The sequence below is a fragment of the Radiobacillus kanasensis genome, from assembly GCF_021049245.1.
Classification (GTDB): domain Bacteria; phylum Bacillota; class Bacilli; order Bacillales; family Amphibacillaceae; genus Radiobacillus; species Radiobacillus kanasensis.
On sequence record NZ_CP088020.1, the window covers coordinates 1131611 to 1149665 of the forward strand.

The following is an 18055-nucleotide window of genomic DNA, read 5'->3' on the forward strand; positions in this document are numbered from 1 at the left end:
ATGAACGTGAATTAGATTTATCTCGAAATCAAAGTAAGGAGGAAGTCACATTGTCTGAACAGAACGAAGGTGCAAGTTGTGAAATGAAATTTGAAAAGAGCTTTTCTCCTACAGGTAAACCTCAGGAAATTAGAGGGGATGGCTCTTTTCAAAGACAAATCAATCGATTTACAACACCGTTTGGAAGCAAAGAAGGTGAGCTCCCGGTAGAAGAGGGTCGATATAGATTAATTTGGTGTCCAGCATGTCCTTGGGCCCACCGTTCCGTCATTGTACGTAGAGTGTTAGGTTTAGAGGATGCAATTAGCTTAGGTACTGTGAGTCCGTTACGACCTAAATTAGACAGAGTGGACTGGGAGTTTTCGTTGGATGAAAATGGCGTGGATCCGGTTCTTGGAATTCAGTATTTGAGTGAAATCTATTTAAAAACCGCTCCTGACTATGCAGGTCGTCCAACGGTTCCTGTAATTGTCGATTTGAAAAAAGGTGAAGCGGTGCAGAATGATTACTTCCATCTAACCAATTACTTCGAAACAGAATGGGTACCATTCCATAAAAAGAACGCTCCTAATCTATATCCAGAAGAACGAAGAGAGGATATCGACGCCTTAAGTGATGTCATTTTTCATGAAGTCAATAATGGAGTGTACAAATGCGGCTTTGCTCATTCACAGGAGGCTTATGAGGAAGCCTATGATGTCCTATTTAATCGTCTGGATGAACTAGAAAAAAGACTGGCAACTAAACGCTTTTTGTTTGGGGATTATATTACGGATTCCGACGTACGTCTTTACACGACGTTAGCACGCTTTGATGCAGCATATGTTACAGCATTTAATACGAATCGAAATGTGCTACGTGAGTTTCCGAATCTCTGGGGCTATGCTCGTGACCTTTATCAAACGCCTGGTTTCGGGGACACAACGGATTTTGATGCGATCAAACGTCACTATCATCTATCTATAACGATTCATCCAAATAAAGAAGAAGTAAAAATTCTTCCAAAAGGACCAGTTGCTTCGGAATGGAATACTCCCCATCATAGGGAGGCACTTAGTGAAAAAGAAGACAAATTTTTACGATAACAGGAGGGACTAAAGATGATCATTAGAGAGGCTTTAGAACAAGAACTCCCTTTTGTGAGGAAACAACGAGTAAGAGCTTATGAGGAACACGCTGGTTCGGTAAAAGAGGATCATTGGCTCGCTTTAAAAAAGGCTGTTTCTTCGGAAGCGGATAGAGGTCCTGGGGTAGAAGTGCTTGTCGCGGAAGTAGATAATCAAATCGTAGGTAGTGTTGTTCTTTTTCCAGCCTATACGGATGCATATGAAGGTCAAGTAGAAGAAGTAGATTATCCGGAAATTCGCATGTTGTCTGTTTCTCCTGAAGCTAGGGGGAGAGGGATTGCCTCTGAGCTTATCAAGGAATGTATACAGCGCTCGAAGGAAAAGGGTCACACCCATATTGGGTTACATACTGGTTCTTTCATGACCGGTGCGATGAAGCTTTATGAAGGCTTTGGTTTTGAACGTTTACCCGAGTATGATTTTGAACCTGCGAATGATGGTATCGTAGTAAGGGCCTATCGCCTTAAGCTATAGGCACAATAAAGAATCCCGATATTGATTTATATCGGGATTCTTCTTTATTCCTCTTTCTTTGATTTCTCTTCAAGCTCCTTCAAGCTTGCTTCAATCTCAGATAGATGCTTTTGTATTTTTTTTTGGTGTGGTTCAACGGTTTTTCTCCAACTATCGATAGATGTTTTCATATCTTCGGAGAGATCTTTAATCAAGGAAACACCTTCCTTAGATGTTTGCGTGATTTGGTCTTTTAGCTGAGAGCCATCTTTTTTTAATTGATCTAATGTTTTTGCCCAGTCTTGACTGCGCTCTTTGACTTGTGTTCGAAGTTCTTTTCCCGAAGATGGAGCGGTAAGTAGGGTAGCAGCTGCACTAGCAACACTACCGACAATCATTCCTAATAGTATGGATTTAGCATTTGCCATTTGAAACACCTCTTTTTTCGTCTATTCTTCTTTTTTCACTTTCCATCTAAGCTTTAAACCTTCCATTCTTATATTCCGTTTTCATAGGGAAAGCTTCTAATCGCTCCAACACTCTTTGTGTCAGAGGAAAAAGCACAACGATGAAAATCGTATTAAACAATGCAGTTGGAACGACAATCGTCATAAAGAGTACGAAAAAGCTTCCTTCGAAAATACCAACTATGAAAAGAGACAGAAATAAAAAGATGGCACCACTTATCATCGTACTGCAAGCAGCTAGGATTGGTGCAGCGATGTGGACGTTAATCTTTTTCGTTAAGACGAGATAAGTTCCGAAGAAAAACAGCGCTGTTATCGGCTTATCTACTAGATTTGCGATCTCCCCACCAGGGACGGTTGTAGTTAATGCAGATACAAGACCCGTTAAGACAGATAACAAAAAAACGTAAGGAAGAGAAGGAAATAACATAATGCCAAGAAACATCATTGCTAGCATCATGTCTGGTCTCATTCCTAACAAAACAGGTGGTACGAGGGCATGAAGAATAGCCCCAAGACCAACGATGATAACAAGACAACTTAAAATTCTCGTTTGTAGATTCACTATTTTTCCCACACTTATCTAAATTTGAAAAAGCTTTCATTCTCTTTCTATTGTATCAAAAAGGATGATGGAGAAAAATCAATTTTTTAGTCTTATTTCAGATTAATTTTTGATCTTTTTATTGATGTCACTTGCTATTTGTTGCAGGTCTTCGGAGTTGTATTCCTTTGTATGAGTCTCCCATACCGCTCCAAAGCCATCCCCTTTTCCGTAACGCGGAATTAGGTGCATATGTAAATGAAATACCGTTTGTCCAGCTGCTTCTTCGTTATTATTAAGAACGTTTAATCCAACTGGTGAATAAGCGTCTTTGATTGCGGTCGCAACCTTAGGGATACTTGAAAAAAGTTTTTCTGCAATTGGCGCAGGTGTTTCATAAATGTTTTTGTGGTGTTCCTTTGGAATAACTAGTGTATGTCCTTTCGTCACTTGACTAATATCTAAAAAAGCAAAGACATTGTCGTCCTCATATACTTTTGCAGATGGGATTTCTCCTGCTACAATCTTGCAAAAAATGCAATCATTCGTTTCCTGACTCATCAAACCACTCCTATTCACACATATTTTGATATTTCTTTGCATCTATTTTATATAGGATGGACTAGGATTGTAAAGGGAATTGGAAAAGCGTGAGGGTATGTTTGAGGTGAGGGAAGTCTCGCTAGTCTCTGGGCACTGGAGCTAAACATCGAAGTTTTAGAAAAGAAGCGGGTTTATCCGATTAGCTCAAATCATCGAAGTGATTTTCACTAAAGGATAACCCGCTCTTCGAAGGGAAAGGAGAGTTACTGGACTACTTTTTCTTTCGTAATGAAACAGAACCAGGGGAATGATTCCATTGAATTACTTAAGTGAGTAATCTTTCGTCAACACCTCATTTATGAGTTAGTTAAACAAAGTCGATTACAAAAAAGTGAGTCTTCTCCGACCAACACCTCATTTCGTGGATAACCACGCTTGTTCGTTGTGAAGAACTACCATAAATCTTCCTTGCCCCTTCAAGAACTATTGTGTGCGGGAATCGTGTTTTTCATACAGACTATCTTTGGCAAAAGAACTGGAAAATGGTACTATTTTAATTGGAAAGCTTAGGGCGCCCGTTGTTATGGATTACAGACTAAAACCGTCCTATGGGGACAATGCCTGCAGACCCCTAGCCGGGGCCTTTGCTATAGCGTTCTTTAAATATGAAAAGGGAGGACAATGGATTGAATCCTTTACTACATATAAATCAATTAGTCGGAGGATATACGAATAAAAACGTGTTACATGGTATCTCCTTTGATGTTTTTCCAAATGAAATTGTTGGTTTAATCGGTCTCAATGGGGCTGGGAAAAGTACAACCATCAAACATATCATCGGCATGATGCAAGCAAAAAAAGGAAAGATTGAAATCGATGGAAAGACGTTTCAAAAATCTCCCGAAACCTATCGAGGAAAGTTCTCCTACATTCCGGAAATGCCATTACTTTATGAAGAGTTGACGTTATATGAACACTTAAAATTAACAGCAATGGCCTACGGGGTAGATGAAGCAACATTTGAACAACGTCTTCAGCCGTTATTAAAGGAGTTTCGTCTAGAGAAGAAACTGAAATGGTTTCCGGTTCACTTCTCAAAAGGGATGAGACAAAAGGTAATGATCATGTGTGCTTTTCTTGTGGAACCTGCCTTGTATATAGTGGACGAGCCATTTGTTGGCTTGGATCCGTTAGGTATTCAATCCTATCTTCAACTTATGAACGAAATGAAGGAAAAGGGTGCAGGCGTATTAATGTCGACGCATATTTTGGCAACAGCAGAACGTTATTGCGATCGATTTGTTATTTTGCATGATGGAAAAGTGAAGGCACAAGGAACATTGGAAGAATTACGAGTCCAGTTTGCTATGCCACAGGCTACATTAGATGACTTATATGTTCAATTGACGAAGGAAGAAGATGCTCATGTTTAATGCCCAAGAATTTTTTCGGAAGCGGTTTTCCGAGCATTTTAAAGAGCTTAGTCGTTACTTAAAATATATTTTCAATGGTCACATCGTAATTGTCATGCTGTTTATCATTTCAGCGCTTGTGTTTTACTATCAACAATGGCTGATGGACATACCAGAAGGCTTTCCTTCTATTTGGGTTATGGCCATATTAATGGGATTCGTGGCAAGCTATAGTCCGATTCAAACGTTGTTGAAGGAGCCAGATTTGGTGTTTTTACTACCAGCCGAGCATAAAATGGGTCCATACTTTCGTTATACTTTAATCTATAGCTTCGTTATTCAGCTTTATTTAGTTTTACTCGTTTTTGCAGGATTAGGTCCGTTATATTTTACGGAATTCACGAACCATACTTCTCAGGAGTATATCCTTCTACTTGTCCTTGTACTGGTATTTAAAGTTTGGAACCTATTCGCAACTTGGTGGATGTTGAAAATAAGAAATCCTCAGTCCCGGGTGTTGGACCAGATTGCCAGAACGTTGTTATCGATTGTGACTGTATTTTTTTATTTGCAAGGTGAGCTTGTATTAGCAGTAATTACGACAGGGCTTTTACTACTTTTAATGCTTTATGCTTATTCATTATCGAAGCGTCAAGCTGGATTGTGCTGGGACTTGCTTGTGGAAAAAGATCGATTAAAAATGCATACGTTCTATCGAATCGCAAATTTGTTTACGGATGTTCCGCACTTGAAGAATCAAACGAAAAAGCGCCATTGGCTAGTAGCGTTACTCATTCGTTCGATACCTTTTCGACAATTGAAGTCCTATGATTATTTATATCGGATTACGACAGTACGTAGTGGGGATTATTTAGGGATGTACGTACGGCTATTGATTATAGGAAGCCTATGTATTATCTATATTCCATCTATTTGGATCAAAATGATATTCGCGATTTTATTTATCTATCTGTCTGGATTCCAATTGACGACGCTTTGGCAGCATCACCGAACTGTAGCTTGGATCGATTTGTATCCGATCCCGAAAAACGTAAGACAACAATCCTTCATTACGTGGTTGCTTCAGCTAATGATTGCGAATACGTTTGTTTTTGGTCTTGTTTTTCTTCTAATCGAAAGCTGGATAGGAGTAGCGGTGATTTGGCTTGGGGGCAGTATCTTTAGTTATTTGTTCGTACATGGATATGTACGTAAACAGCTTGCTTGAAGGAGCGTAAATGATGGATGAAAAGGAATATGAACGCCAAGCTCGGAAGGAAGCACAACGATTTCAACACTCTATGCTGAAAAAATCCTCCTTGCTTCAGCGTTCCTCGAAGAAACTACAGAATAAGTTGAATGGAATGATTCCGGACAGGGTACATCAAGTGGTAACGGAAAGCATTAAAAGAATGATTCAGCTGTCGTTAACGTCATCCGAATATATTTATTCGATACAAGTAGAAGAAAACTGGACACTGGAAAAAAGAGAACAGGAAGTCCAGGCAAGAAAAAAGGTGTATAAAAAAACAGCCATGATGGAAGGAGCAGGCACTGGTGCAGGAGGGATTGTCTTAGGGTTGGCAGACTTTCCACTTCTACTAGCAATCAAAATGAAGTTCCTTTTTGATGTGGGTCAGCTGTATGGGTATGATGTCCAATTAAGGGAAGAACGGTTGTTTTTGCTACACGTTTTCTTACTCGCTTTTTCCAGTGATGAAAAACGGCAAGAGGTTGTCCAGCAGATTGTTGCTTGGGATCAGGTAGAGCACGATGATATGGACTGGAAGACGCTTCAGCTCGAATACCGGGATACGATTGATTTAGTGAAAATGCTTCAGCTTATACCCGGCTTTGGAGCGATTGTCGGTGCGGTAGCAAATGGAAGGTTTTTAGAACAATTAGCAGAGACGGCACAAAACTGTTACCGTCTCCGTATGCTTAAGTGATTATTTTGTTTCGTAGCTCTTTAAAATTTCAATAAATGTCTTGGCAGCAAGGACCATGGACCGTTCGTCAATATCAAATTTAGGATGATGATGCGGATAAATGTGTCCTTCTTTTTGTGCCCCAGTGAAGAAGAATGCTCCTGGTTTTTCCAAGAGATAGTAGGAAAAATCTTCTCCCGTCATGCTTGGTACGATTTCTTCAGCTTTTTCTACACCATCGATCTTTTCCGCAGCCTGTAAAACAATATTTGCTTGTTCAGGGTGGTTTATGACTGGCGGATAGCCTTTCTCATAGTTAAAGGTGTAGGTCGCATTGTAACTCGTACAAGTGCCTTTAATCACTTTTTCCATCTCTTCGATGATGAAGTCCTGGAGTTCTGGATCAAAGGTTCGTACCGTCCCGGTAATATGAGCTTTATCTGCAATAATATTAAAGGTATTGCCTGCTTGGAAGCTCCCAATCGTTAAGACGGCTGTCGCTAATGGGTCAATACGTCTACTCACAATTTGTTGAAGATTTGTTACTAGTTGAGAGCCAATGACAATGGCATCCTTCGTTTGATGCGGAATTGCCCCGTGCCCGCCTTTTCCTTGGATCGTAATTTCAAATCGATCCGCCCCAGCCATAAACTCTCTCGGTGCGGTTTGCACGACGCCATAAGGGGTGTTGGTCCAGAGATGGTTGCCATAGGCAACATCTATATCATCTAACAAGCCGGTCTCGATGATTGATTTGGCGCCACCTGGTGCTAATTCTTCCGCATGCTGATGGATGAAAATGATTTCTCCAAAAAGCTCCGCTTGGGCTTCTTTTAAGACTTTCGCAACCGTAAGCAAAGTAGCGGTATGACCATCGTGTCCACAAGCGTGCATAACTCCATCTACTTTTGACTTATAAGGTACATCCTTTTCATCTTGAATCGGAAGTCCATCGAAATCAGCTCGAAACGCAATTTTTGGTCCGGGCTTTGCACCTTTTAGTCTTGCGATAACCCCATTTCCACCAACATTGGCTTGGTAAGGAATGTTTAATTTTTCATATGTATCTGCAATAAAGGCAGCTGTTTTGCTCTCATGGAAAGATAATTCTGGATACTGGTGTAAGTATCTTCTTATTTCCACCATTTCTTCATAAAGGTCATCTATTCGTTGGTGTAATTGGTTCCACATAATGAATCCCTCCTCAACGCGTATTATATCATAGAAAGAGCCCACTTCCCTCGGAAGTGAGCTCAAGTTGTCTACATGTATTAGAATCTAGAATCCATTAATAAACGGTCGATTTCTTCTTTATGTCCAGTTTCATCTGCAATCATATCATCGAGCTTAACGCTAAGTTCTGTAAAGCCTAACTCTTCTGCTTGTTCTTTACGTTTTTCGTAGCGTGTTATCGTGTCTGCTTCTGCTTTACGAGTCTCTTCAAGCATTTCTTTTACATCAGTAAGCTGTTTTACTTGGACAGGTGTTGTTGTAGGTGTTCCACCGAGTGTCGTTATTTTGTCGGAAAGGTATAAAGCATGACCGATTTCATCACTAATTTCATTTTCAAAGAAAGGCTTAAGTATAGAACGATACAATCCAGATACGACAGACGCGTTGTACGTGTACATGATTGCTGCAGCATATTCGTTTGCAAGATCTTCATTTAATCCATCAATTAAAGCCTCTAATTTGCTATCTTTTTTAATGTTGTGTACATTGTTAGCCATACATCATCATCCTTTCTTTTTTATCATCTATTAGTTTAATACCCGATTATGTAGTTGCATAAACTTTAAGGAAGGTATAAAGAGATTGGTGGACTGGTGCTATGAAGAAACAAGTTGTTTGGGTAGGGTTGACGTTTACTATAGCTGTACTTATTAGTTCTATCTTAACGTATCGGGTCATGAATCGAACCGTTCCTGTAATGGATCAATGGACTGCTCCGGTCGTGGCTGATTTAGATGACTCTTTTATATTTCTTGTTTTTCGTTGGATTACTGAATTAGGTTCAGGCAGCTTTTTAACGCCATTAAGTATCGTTATGGGAATCGTACTCGCAATGTACTATAAAAATTTTTTAGTAGGGTTTTTTTGTATTTCGGGAACGATATTAGGCTATCGTGTCAATCATTGGATTAAGCTGCTGGTGGAACGGGAGCGACCTCGTATCCTTGAAGCGGCGGAAGGTCAGGGGTATAGTTTTCCTTCTGGACACGCGATGGTCGCGTTGATTGGCTATGGCTTATTGGTGTACTTTTTTTCTCGTTATGTTCAAAAGGAGTCCGCAAAGCACTGGATTCGCTGGTTTGGAGCGATTTTAATTTTGTTGATAGGGATTAGTCGTTACATCATTCGTGTCCATTATTTGTCGGACGTAATTGCAGGATTTGCATATGGAATCCTGTTTCTAATCGTCTGGATCGGACTCTATCATTTGATTGCGAGCTTGCAAAAACGTATGTACTTCTCAAACTAGAACATCTTTTCTCGGTCTCTAGTCGGAGACAAAACCAAACTACCGGTCGTTCAGGCCGGTAGTTTTTTCTATTAAAATGGAATCAACTAGAGGAAAGTGGAAGGGGAAGGTGTATGTGAGTACAGTCGATATCATGCCAGATAAGGACAAATCAGTAGCTCCTAATGTTTTTAAAAATAGAAATTATTTATTTCTATTAATCGGGGCTTTTTTCTCAGCACCCGGTTATTACGTTTATTTAATTGGTGCGGAATGGTTGATGCTCAGCATTACCGATGATCGTTTTTTCTTTGGGATGTTATTCTTTGCTGCATCTGTTCCAAGGTTATTGCTTCTAACATCTGGAGGCGTTATAGCTGATCGTTTTAATAAACGAACTGTTTTGTTTTTATCAGACATGTCTCGAGCTGTCTTACTTCTCCTCTTAATTATTTTAGTTTGGACAGATACAATTGCGGTTTGGCATCTAATCGCAATGGCCGTCTTGTTTGGTATCTCAGATGCATTTAGCCATCCAGCGATGAACTCGTTAACCCCAACATTATTAGAAGATGAACAGCTACAACGCGGAAACTCATTAATGCAGATGGCCCAACAAATCAGTCCTATTTTAGGGCCTGCCCTCGGTGGGAGTATGATTTTTTTGCTAGGGTTTAAGGGTGTCTTTATCGTCTCCTTTATCATGTTGTTTCTTGCATCCTTGACAGTCTTACAAATCAAGATCAAGGAAACCGTTGAAAAATCAACAAAGAAGCCATTAGAGGAGTTAAAGGAAGGCTTTATGTATATGAAGCAAAATAAGCTCCTTCTACACATTATGATTATGGCTCTATTCATTAATTTTTTCTTTTCTGGCCCATTGTCGATTGGGTTACCGATTATTGTAAAGGATATTTTTGAATCCAATGCATTAGGACTGACTATCTTAGAATGTGCTTTAGGAGTTGGGGCTTTATCTGGGGCCATTGTGTTAGCTTCCCGCAAAAACCTGAAACGACCAGGGGTGGTTCTTCTTCAATGTACGTTTGGTCTAGGACTGCTGTACATTTTAACCGGAGCTTCGTTTAATCTGATTGCAAGTGCTTGTTTTGTTGCTATAATGGGCTTTATGACACAACTCGTGAATATTCCATTAGTTACGATGCTTCAACAATCTACAGAAAAGAAAATGCTAGGTCGTGTCATGAGTGTATTAATGACTGTATCAACTGGTTTAATTCCTGTGTCTTACGCAGTGACTTCTTCCCTAATCGCCATGGGGATGAACATTCAAATCATCATTGCTACGGGTGGTGCCATGGTTATGCTGATTGCATTAGCTAACAGCCGAAACAAGCTCATTTTGGGTTACCAATTTGCAAAACGGGAAAAGCAAGAAGAAGCGAGTGCATGAGTCTATTAAAACTATTGCCAAAAGAAATAAGTAAGTAACTTACTAGAATAAAAGGGTTTTCCCATTTTATGACGAATCTATGTAATCAGAAAAGCAAAGGGTGAAGAAACATGAAAAGCAACCACTTTTTTCGAAATATCGTTGCAATAATTGTGATTTTAGCGGGGGTAGCTTTAATTTTGGCAAACCTCGGTGTTATAGAATGGAATATTCAAGAAGCATGGGTCTATGTCTATCCTGCGTTTTTCGTTCTCTTAGGCCTGAAATGGTTACTCGATGCAGTAAGAGGACGTGGCGGGGTTTGGGGAGGCTTATTTCTCGTTATTTTTGGTGGGTTGCTTTTACTAGACCGCTTCGATGTTCTCGACTTTACATTTTTTGATTTTTATAAACTATGGCCACTGTTGATTGTCTATTTAGGCTTTAGTATCTTTGGTACTTCACACAAACGTAAACGGAAGCGTAATTTTCAATTTATTTTCGATACGGACGATCATAAAGGCAAAGAGGAAGCTATAAAGAATAAGCAAAAATTTGTGATCGGTGATCATAAGTTTAATAGCCCAAACTGGAAAGTGGAACCGATGGACCTATGGAATGCGGTGGGGGATTATCATATCGACTTCACTAAAGCGTTTATTCCAGACAAAGAGATTCCCATTACGATTCAGGGCTGGGCTGGAGATATTCGCGTTCTTATGCCGGAGAATTTGGAGTTCCGTCTAAAAGCTCAAGTGAAAGCGGGCGATATTAAGTTATTTGGGCATTCCGTCGATGGGGTAAACCGTGAACTTAACTTTGAAACGGAAAATTACGAAACGGCAACACGTAAACTAGACATCTATTTAAATCTAAAAGCTGGATCTATAAAAGTGAATAAGGTATAGAGGTGCCCTTATGTTAAACCGTCTGAATACGATTCGATACACGTATATTCGCTCCCATTTGTACGGGTTGTTTTTAAACACTGTCACGTTGCTCGCCATTCTTTTATCCATTCATGTTATTTTTGAACCGGGTTGGTTGTCTGCAACAAGTATTTTTGTTTTTGTGCTATCTTATATGTTGATCGGATTTATTTTTTCATTTTATGTTGGATTTAAATCGAGTGGAGATATGAAAGACCGTATGGATTATTTATCGGTTTTGATTACTCAGCTTTCTAGAGGGAACTATTCCTCCAGAGTTTATTTTAATGAAGACGATGAAATTGCACGTATTGGTAACGAATTAAATGAGCTAGGGGAAAAGTTACAAAGCCAAGTAAAATCGTTGCAAAGAATGGCCGATGAAAAATCTGAATATGCTAAATCCGCGCATAAAGCGGCCACGATTGAAGAAAGGCAAAGACTTGCTCGTGATTTACATGATGCGATTAGTCAACAACTGTTTGCTTTAACCATGATGACGCAAGCAACCTTGAGAGTAATGGAGAAAGACCCGGTACTAGCAAAGACACAATTAGAAGAAATCTCATCGACTGCTATAAAAGCTCAAACGGAGATGCGAGCACTACTCCTTCACTTACGTCCTGTTGATCTATCTGGGGAGCCATTGATTTCCGGTATTCATAAATTAGTAGAAGAATTAAAACAAAAATGTCCGATTGAGTTTCATCTTCAGTTAGAAGAAGTAGATGGAATTTCTCAGTCTACAGAAGAGCATCTTTTCCGTATTGTACAGGAATCCTTATCCAATACGCTGAGACATGCGAATGCATCAGAAGTATCTATTGAGATAACAAGAAGTAAAGGTGAAATGTTCGTTCACATCGGCGATAACGGGCAAGGATTTGATTTAGAAACCGACGAAAGAAAGAAAACTTCATACGGTTTAAAGACGATGAAAGAACGTTGTGAAGAATTAGGTGGTACGTTTGCTATTCGAACAAAGCAAGGGGAAGGAACACACATTGATATTAGAATTCCACTTTAGTGGATGGTCAAGTACCAATTAAAATCGCTTTGAACTTATACATGTAGAGGTGAAGGTAATGATTCGAGTTGTCGTAGTTGATGATCATGAAGTGGTTCGTAAAGGGGTTATTGCCTATTTGCGAACAGAGGAAGACTTAGAGATTGTGGGAGAGGCTTCTAGTGGAAATGAGGGTGCAAAAGTTGTCCTTGAGCATAAACCAGATGTCGTCCTTATGGATCTAATCATGGAAAGTGGGACAGGAATTGAAGCGACAAAGCAAATTATGGCAAGCTATCCAACCTGTAAAATAATCATTTTAACAAGCTACTACGATGATGAACAAGTATTTCCTGCTCTTGAAGCAGGAGCCTTTAGTTACATATTAAAGACGTCGACTGCAGAAGAAATTGTTGCGGCGATAAAAAAAGCCTATAAAGGTGAAAATGTTATCGAGCCGAAGGTAGCAAGTAAAATGATGACAAGCTTCCGAGACACGAGTTCCAAACCACATGAGCAATTAACAGAGCGAGAGCTAGAGGTCTTGATGTGTATTGGGGACGGTCTAACGAACCAAGAAATCGGAGAAAAGCTTTTTATTGGCATTAAAACGGTGAAAACACATGTAAGCAATATATTAAGTAAGCTCGATGTTCATGACCGCACGCAAGCTGCTGTATATGCCCATAAAAACGGGTTATTTCGAAAATAGGTATCATTTCCTTTCGTTTTTGGGACGAGACTAGTATAATACTCGTGAAATAAGTGTAAGGAGTGGAAATGATGGCAAACGGGCAAGACAAAAAAGAAACGATTCTTTTTCTAGTTTGGGCACAATCAGTCATAGCGACGCTAGGAAGTTTGTTCTTCTCAGAGATTATGCATTTTATACCATGTGAATTGTGCTGGTATCAACGTATCTTAATGTATCCGTTAGTGGTGATATACGGCTATGCTGTCTTTAAAAAAGACATACAATTTGCATTGCCTGGTTTAATTATGAGTGGTATAGGAGTACTTGTTTCGAGTTATCACTATACATTACAAAAGGTGCCTACATTACAACAAGCTGGCGAATCTTGTGGGATTATCCCATGTACAACGGAATACATAAATGTATTTGGTTTTATTACCATCCCTTTCTTAGCCCTAGTAGCGTTTCTCATCATCTTTTTCTTACACGTAACTCTACTCGTTCAGCAAAGGAGACGTAACGGATGAAAAATAAAATGTTCCTATTTTTAGGTGTCATTATTTTATTATTCGCAGCACTTGCATTTGTTGTGAACTACCAAAACAAGAAAGCATCTGAAGGAAATCCTTATGGAAAAGATAAATTGGATCAAGCAACGATTGAACAATTAGATGATCCAAACTATCAAAATCAAATTCTTCCGGATGAGCTTGAGGCAAAATTAGAAAATAAAGAAGACGTGACGGTTTACTTCTATAGCCCTACTTGTGAACACTGTCTTCGTACGACACCTGTTTTAGTCCCGATGATGGAAGATTACGGTGTGGATATGAAGAAATTAAATGTTCTAGAATTTCAGGATGCATGGAATACGTATAATATTGAAGGAACCCCTACGCTCATCCATTTTGAAAATGGAGAAGAGGTCGCTCGAACAGATGGGGAGCAACCCGTAGAGGCATGGGATTCGTTTATTAAAGAGAACATTTTGAATAAAGAATAGACTAAGTGGGTACAAGTCGCACAACGATTTGTACCCCGTTTTTTTTGGAGATGGGAACGACAGCTTTTAAGGAATGATCGCTATTCTAATGGAGCCTTCCATTATTCATATTATCATTAATTATTTCATTCACCTTTTCCTTGGCTTGCTTCACCATTTCGTCCGTAATCATCACAACGTCTGTGTCATACTTTTGATCATTTGATACAGGGAACTGTAGTTTTTCTGCATAAGGGGCAGACCTATTCATCATAAATGCAGATGTCACTTCACAATATTTTTTACGGGCTTCCTCTACGTTTAACTTGTCAATAACTATATCGTTCATTAAATTAAGAGCAAGGATATTGGCAGCTTCCATGTCACACCGAGAGGAAACTTCACCTCTTGTTCTTTCGATCATGACGCTACCATCAAATTTTGCCAGATCACTAAATTTCTCTATTGGCACGGTATAATTAATATAATTCTCGATAACATCGGTATGAGGTTGTGGGAAATCGTGCGGAATTTCATCACGATAAACAATGGTTCTTTTCCAAGGACCATTGTTGTACCAAATCAATCTGCTTTCAGTAGCTTCGTTTGGAGGTCCATATTGATCTATAGTTAGATAGGCAGCTTTTTTAGACATTGCATTCCACTCTTTAACAATAGATTGGACCGTATTCATATCTGCAAAAGTTTTGGTTGTTTCCTCAGCACCACCAAGAGTTTGTACTTTAAAATCACTTCCCATTGCAATTCCAGCGGTTTTTAATTTATCTTCTTGTTCCATAGCGCGCCTCCTAAGACTTATTTTATTTTTAAAATGTCCCGGATTCTTAGTTATATGAGTCAATGATTTATGGGAATTTTTTATATAGCGAAGGATTACACTTTCGAGGGCGGTGAACTAAAAAGGGATTCATGCTCATTTCGTTTTACTTACTTTAAAATTACCGATAGGTGGGCATATCCAGTCACTTTTCTTATGGAGAAAGCATCAAAGAAATATGACAGCTTATTAAGCTGTCGGGGAATAAGTCAAATTTTATATATAGGGAAGGGAGATTGTGAGAATCCTTTTGGAAGAGGGGTGACGGGACCCGCAAAGAGTAATTCTTCCACCTTTTTACTCCTTTAAGCAACGGGCCCATAACTCCCCAAAAGCGGACCTACAGCTAAGCACAGAAACCCTTTACCTTTCTTCAATCATGTTGTATGTACTAACATAAGGAGCTCCAGAAAAGAATGCAGGAGTTTTTTGTGTGCCGGCCATTTGATGCGACTTCTTAAAAGAATCTGACTGCTTCCATTTCTCATAGTTCTTTTCGGAATCCCATTGAACCATAACAATATACGTGTTTCCTTGTGTAGGTCGAAGCAATCGAAACGCTTGGAAGCCAGGCTCTGATTCAATATAAGAAGCTCGATTGTGGAACTGGTCTTCAAATACTGGTTTTCCTTCGTCGGTTACAGGGATGTTGTTCATCACCACAAATCCGTTTTCTTTCAAGGCTCCGGTTGATAAAACCACATCGAATTTGCGCGGTGCCTCAAACATCTTCTTTTCTGTACCTTCGTAATAAGCTACGGTGCTCCCGCCTCCTTGCATGAGTAAAATATGTTTGTCCGAATGCTTTTGTTTATATTTTTCTAGAAAATCAGCGGTACCATTTGTCATAAATGCAAACATCTTCTCACCTTTTTCCTTCCAAAATAAATTCTGTTCTTCTTCTAGTTTACCAATCGTAGAAAAGTCTAATCAAGCAAGACCTGATTTTGAAGGGTTTGTGACGAAGAATGAATATCGTTCATCATCGTTTTTTTTCCGTGTATAATGATTACCATGCACCAATTAGAAAAGAGGGAAATACCGTGAAATGGAAAGAATACATGTCGAGGGTTTCAGGGAAGTGGACATGGCCGATATATGTGTTAGCTAGTATTGTCGTATTAGGAATTATCGGATATTTATTTATATTATTTGGCGGAAGGTTTGTTGTTGATGAGGAGGATTTAATTTTAAAAGAAACGACAACCATCGAAACAGAAGATGGGGTTGTTGTGAAGACGATTTACGATGAAAATCGTTCCTTAGTATCATTTGATAATATTCCGGAGCATGTTTCCAATGCTTTCGTCGCTATTGAGGATAGTCGATTTTATGACCATGCAGGGGTCGACTTTAAATCGGTTATGCGTGCATTATCAAGGGATATTTTATCAATGAGTAAAAAAGAAGGGGCTAGCACCATCACTCAGCAGCTCGCCAAGAACCTTTTTTTGACAAATGACAAGACATGGATGAGAAAAACAAAAGAAGTAATGGCAGCTATTTATTTGGACCGAAACTTTACGAAGGAAAAAATTCTCGAATATTACCTTAATGAGATTTACTTTGGACATGGGAATTATGGAATTCAAGAAGCGTCCCGCTACTATTTTAGTAAGGATGTAAAGGATTTGACAGTGAGCGAAGGTGCATTACTGGCAGGCTTAGTAAAAGCGCCAAATTCCTATTCTCCAATCGATCATCCCGAGAAAGCATTAGACCGTCGTAACCTCGTATTACAAGAGATGAACCAATTAGGAATGCTAGAAACAGAGCAGATGATTCGGTTGCAAGGTAAGACACTAGAGCTAAATGTAAAGCAAGAAAAGACAGAACCTTGGATGGACTCTTATGTTGACCTTGTCTTGCAAGAAGCGACGAATACGTTTGATATATCATTTAACGAGTTAAAAAGAGGCGGATATCGAATCGTTACCAATCTTGACCTACAGGTACAAAAAAAGGCTTATGAGCAGCTGCAAAAGGATGAGGAGTTTTCTGGATCAGAAGCTGGCATTGAGGCGGCATTCGTTGCAATGGATCAAGCATCCGGTGGAATAATCGCTGCGATTGGGGGAAGGAATTATAAGCTTGGTGATTTAAATCGCGTGCTTGTTAAACGGCAGCCAGGTTCGGTGATGAAGCCTTTAGCTGTATATGGACCAGCGATGATGTTAGAGGACTATCAGCCGTACACGCTTATACCAGATGAACAAAGAACCTATGGGGAATATACAGCCCATAACTATGATGGACAGTATGAAGGAACTGTTTCCATGTTTGAAGCGATCCAAAAGTCTAAAAACGCACCAGCAGTGTGGTTGCTCAACGAAATCGGCATTTCCTATGCCAAGGAATATTTGGAAAAAATGAACCTTTCCATTCCAGACCAAGGGTTATCGATTGCGCTTGGGGGCTTGAAAGAAGGTTTGACCCCGTTACAGTTAGCGGAAAGTTATCGAGCTTTCGTTCATAAAGGAGAAACGGTGAAAGGTTACACCATTGATAAAATATATGATCGGAACAAGGAAGTTGTCGCCGAAGCAGGCTATGAAACAGCAAAAGTATTTAGTGAACAAGTAGCCTGGAATATGACGAGAATGCTAGAAGGAGTTGTGCAAAATGGTACCGGAACAAGTGGGGATTACACTCAAGCATTAGCCGGTAAAACAGGTACGACCCAGCATCCGCAGGCTAAGGGTATGGTCAAGGATGCCTGGTTTGTCGGATATACGCCTGAAATAGTGACAGCCATGTGGGTAGGCTATGACCAATCTGATGAAAAGCATTATGTAACGAAGGGGAGCGAAGTACCGACGAAGCTAACCAAAGACATTCTAAGAGAGGTTGCTAGTAATAGAGAACTATCTTCCTCGTTTACGAAGCCGGATTCTGTGGAAGAATTACAGGAACCGATTACGTTACCAGTTATTGAAGATTTAACGGTAGATTACAAGCTCGGCGGTTTTTCCATCCTGCAAGGAGAGTTAACATGGACGCCAAGCTCAGATGATCGTGTTATCTATCATATTTATAAGGTAACAGAAGATGGAGACGAAAAGATTGGGGAAGTAGAAGGACAAGGATCTTATCGAGTAAAACGGGTGAATGTTTTTGGAGAAACTACGTATTATGTGCAGCCTTATAACCCACTTATCAATGAAATGGGAACTGTATCGAATCATGTCACTTTGTCTTTTAGAAATTAGGTACAAATTCGTGACATTTGGTATCAATTGCTATACAGAATGGGAATAAATAGTTATAGTGGTTAATGG

At 39.6% G+C, this 18055-nt stretch carries 20 protein-coding genes; 13 read left to right on the forward strand and 7 right to left on the reverse strand.

Translation table 11 applies throughout. The features are described 5' to 3' along the window. Positions 1-83: 83 nt before the first annotated feature. Positions 84-1085: a glutathione S-transferase family protein gene (locus KO561_RS05980; RefSeq protein ID WP_231097051.1), complete on the forward strand. Its 1002-nt coding sequence runs from the start codon at positions 84-86 to the stop codon at positions 1083-1085. A 15-nt stretch (positions 1086-1100) separates the two neighbouring features. Then, on the forward strand, positions 1101-1601 hold the full coding sequence (locus KO561_RS05985; RefSeq protein ID WP_231096214.1) for a GNAT family N-acetyltransferase: 501 nt from the start codon (positions 1101-1103) through the stop codon (positions 1599-1601). 44 nt (positions 1602-1645) lie between these two features. Here the strand turns inward: KO561_RS05985 and KO561_RS05990 are convergent, their stop codons facing one another. The 3 genes from KO561_RS05990 to KO561_RS06000 all read right to left on the reverse strand — a co-directional run bounded on the left by KO561_RS05990 (position 1646) and on the right by KO561_RS06000 (position 3152). Beyond that, positions 1646-2008, reverse strand: coding sequence for a YtxH domain-containing protein (locus KO561_RS05990; protein ID WP_231096215.1), 363 nt, complete (start codon positions 2006-2008; stop codon positions 1646-1648). A 46-nt stretch (positions 2009-2054) separates the two neighbouring features. Beyond that, entirely contained in the window at positions 2055-2612 is a 558-nt protein-coding gene (locus KO561_RS05995; RefSeq protein ID WP_231096216.1) for a tryptophan transporter, read from the reverse strand. A 102-nt stretch (positions 2613-2714) separates the two neighbouring features. Continuing rightward, positions 2715-3152: an HIT family protein gene (locus KO561_RS06000; protein WP_231096217.1), complete on the reverse strand. Its 438-nt coding sequence runs from the start codon at positions 3150-3152 to the stop codon at positions 2715-2717. Between the two features lie 668 nt (positions 3153-3820). On the opposite strand from KO561_RS06000, the gene KO561_RS06005 reads away from it, so the two are divergent. The 3 genes from KO561_RS06005 to KO561_RS06015 are packed head-to-tail and all read left to right on the forward strand — an operon-like array spanning position 3821 to position 6495. Then, the gene (locus KO561_RS06005; protein WP_231096218.1) at positions 3821-4567 is read left to right on the forward strand and encodes an ABC transporter ATP-binding protein; all 747 of its coding nucleotides are present in this window, start codon (positions 3821-3823) and stop codon (positions 4565-4567) included. Beyond that, positions 4560-5774 carry an ABC transporter permease gene (locus tag KO561_RS06010; protein WP_231096219.1) on the forward strand — a complete coding sequence of 405 codons (1215 nt, stop codon included), beginning with the start codon at positions 4560-4562 and terminating at the stop codon, positions 5772-5774. The genes KO561_RS06005 and KO561_RS06010 overlap by 8 nt, the downstream gene beginning before the upstream one ends. A 13-nt stretch (positions 5775-5787) precedes the next feature. Further along, the gene (locus tag KO561_RS06015; protein ID WP_231096220.1) at positions 5788-6495 is read left to right on the forward strand and encodes an EcsC family protein; all 708 of its coding nucleotides are present in this window, start codon (positions 5788-5790) and stop codon (positions 6493-6495) included. Here the strand turns inward: KO561_RS06015 and KO561_RS06020 are convergent, their stop codons facing one another. Together KO561_RS06020 and KO561_RS06025 are read right to left on the reverse strand one after the other, a co-directional pair. Next, positions 6496-7665 (reverse strand): M20 metallopeptidase family protein, encoded by a 1170-nt coding sequence (locus KO561_RS06020; RefSeq protein ID WP_231096221.1) that lies wholly within the window; start codon positions 7663-7665, stop codon positions 6496-6498. A gap of 80 nt (positions 7666-7745) precedes the next feature. Then, entirely contained in the window at positions 7746-8204 is a 459-nt protein-coding gene (locus KO561_RS06025; RefSeq protein WP_231096222.1) for a ferritin-like domain-containing protein, read from the reverse strand. Between the two features lie 101 nt (positions 8205-8305). Here KO561_RS06025 and KO561_RS06030 point away from each other — a divergent pair, with 101 nt between their 5' ends. From KO561_RS06030 to KO561_RS06060, 7 genes are all read left to right on the forward strand, one after another. Then, on the forward strand, positions 8306-8956 hold the full coding sequence (locus KO561_RS06030) for a phosphatase PAP2 family protein (RefSeq protein WP_231096223.1): 651 nt from the start codon (positions 8306-8308) through the stop codon (positions 8954-8956). A 115-nt stretch (positions 8957-9071) separates the two neighbouring features. Next, a complete protein-coding gene (locus KO561_RS06035) occupies positions 9072-10349 on the forward strand; it encodes an MFS transporter (RefSeq protein ID WP_231096224.1) in 1278 nt (425 codons plus the stop codon). 110 nt (positions 10350-10459) lie between these two features. Continuing rightward, positions 10460-11236 carry a cell wall-active antibiotics response protein LiaF gene (gene liaF, locus KO561_RS06040; protein WP_231096225.1) on the forward strand — a complete coding sequence of 259 codons (777 nt, stop codon included), beginning with the start codon at positions 10460-10462 and terminating at the stop codon, positions 11234-11236. Positions 11237-11246: 10 nt separating this feature from the next. Next, entirely contained in the window at positions 11247-12284 is a 1038-nt protein-coding gene (locus tag KO561_RS06045) for a sensor histidine kinase (protein ID WP_231096226.1), read from the forward strand. 58 nt (positions 12285-12342) lie between these two features. Further along, positions 12343-12975, forward strand: a complete 633-nt coding sequence (locus tag KO561_RS06050; RefSeq protein ID WP_231096227.1) for a response regulator — start codon at positions 12343-12345, stop codon at positions 12973-12975. 71 nt (positions 12976-13046) lie between these two features. Continuing rightward, the gene (locus KO561_RS06055; protein ID WP_231096228.1) at positions 13047-13484 is read left to right on the forward strand and encodes a disulfide oxidoreductase; all 438 of its coding nucleotides are present in this window, start codon (positions 13047-13049) and stop codon (positions 13482-13484) included. Continuing rightward, complete coding sequence (locus tag KO561_RS06060; protein ID WP_231096229.1) at positions 13481-13960, forward strand: thioredoxin family protein; 480 nt, start codon at positions 13481-13483, stop codon at positions 13958-13960. The genes KO561_RS06055 and KO561_RS06060 overlap by 4 nt, the downstream gene beginning before the upstream one ends. An 85-nt stretch (positions 13961-14045) precedes the next feature. Here KO561_RS06060 and KO561_RS06065 read toward each other — a convergent pair whose 3' ends face one another. Together KO561_RS06065 and KO561_RS06070 are read right to left on the reverse strand one after the other, a co-directional pair. Next, positions 14046-14738 (reverse strand): hypothetical protein, encoded by a 693-nt coding sequence (locus KO561_RS06065; RefSeq protein WP_231096230.1) that lies wholly within the window; start codon positions 14736-14738, stop codon positions 14046-14048. A 402-nt stretch (positions 14739-15140) separates the two neighbouring features. After that, entirely contained in the window at positions 15141-15638 is a 498-nt protein-coding gene (locus KO561_RS06070) for an antibiotic biosynthesis monooxygenase family protein (protein WP_231096231.1), read from the reverse strand. Between the two features lie 182 nt (positions 15639-15820). On the opposite strand from KO561_RS06070, the gene KO561_RS06075 reads away from it, so the two are divergent. Then, entirely contained in the window at positions 15821-17986 is a 2166-nt protein-coding gene (locus tag KO561_RS06075; protein ID WP_231096232.1) for a transglycosylase domain-containing protein, read from the forward strand. The last annotated feature ends 69 nt before the right edge of the window (positions 17987-18055 follow it).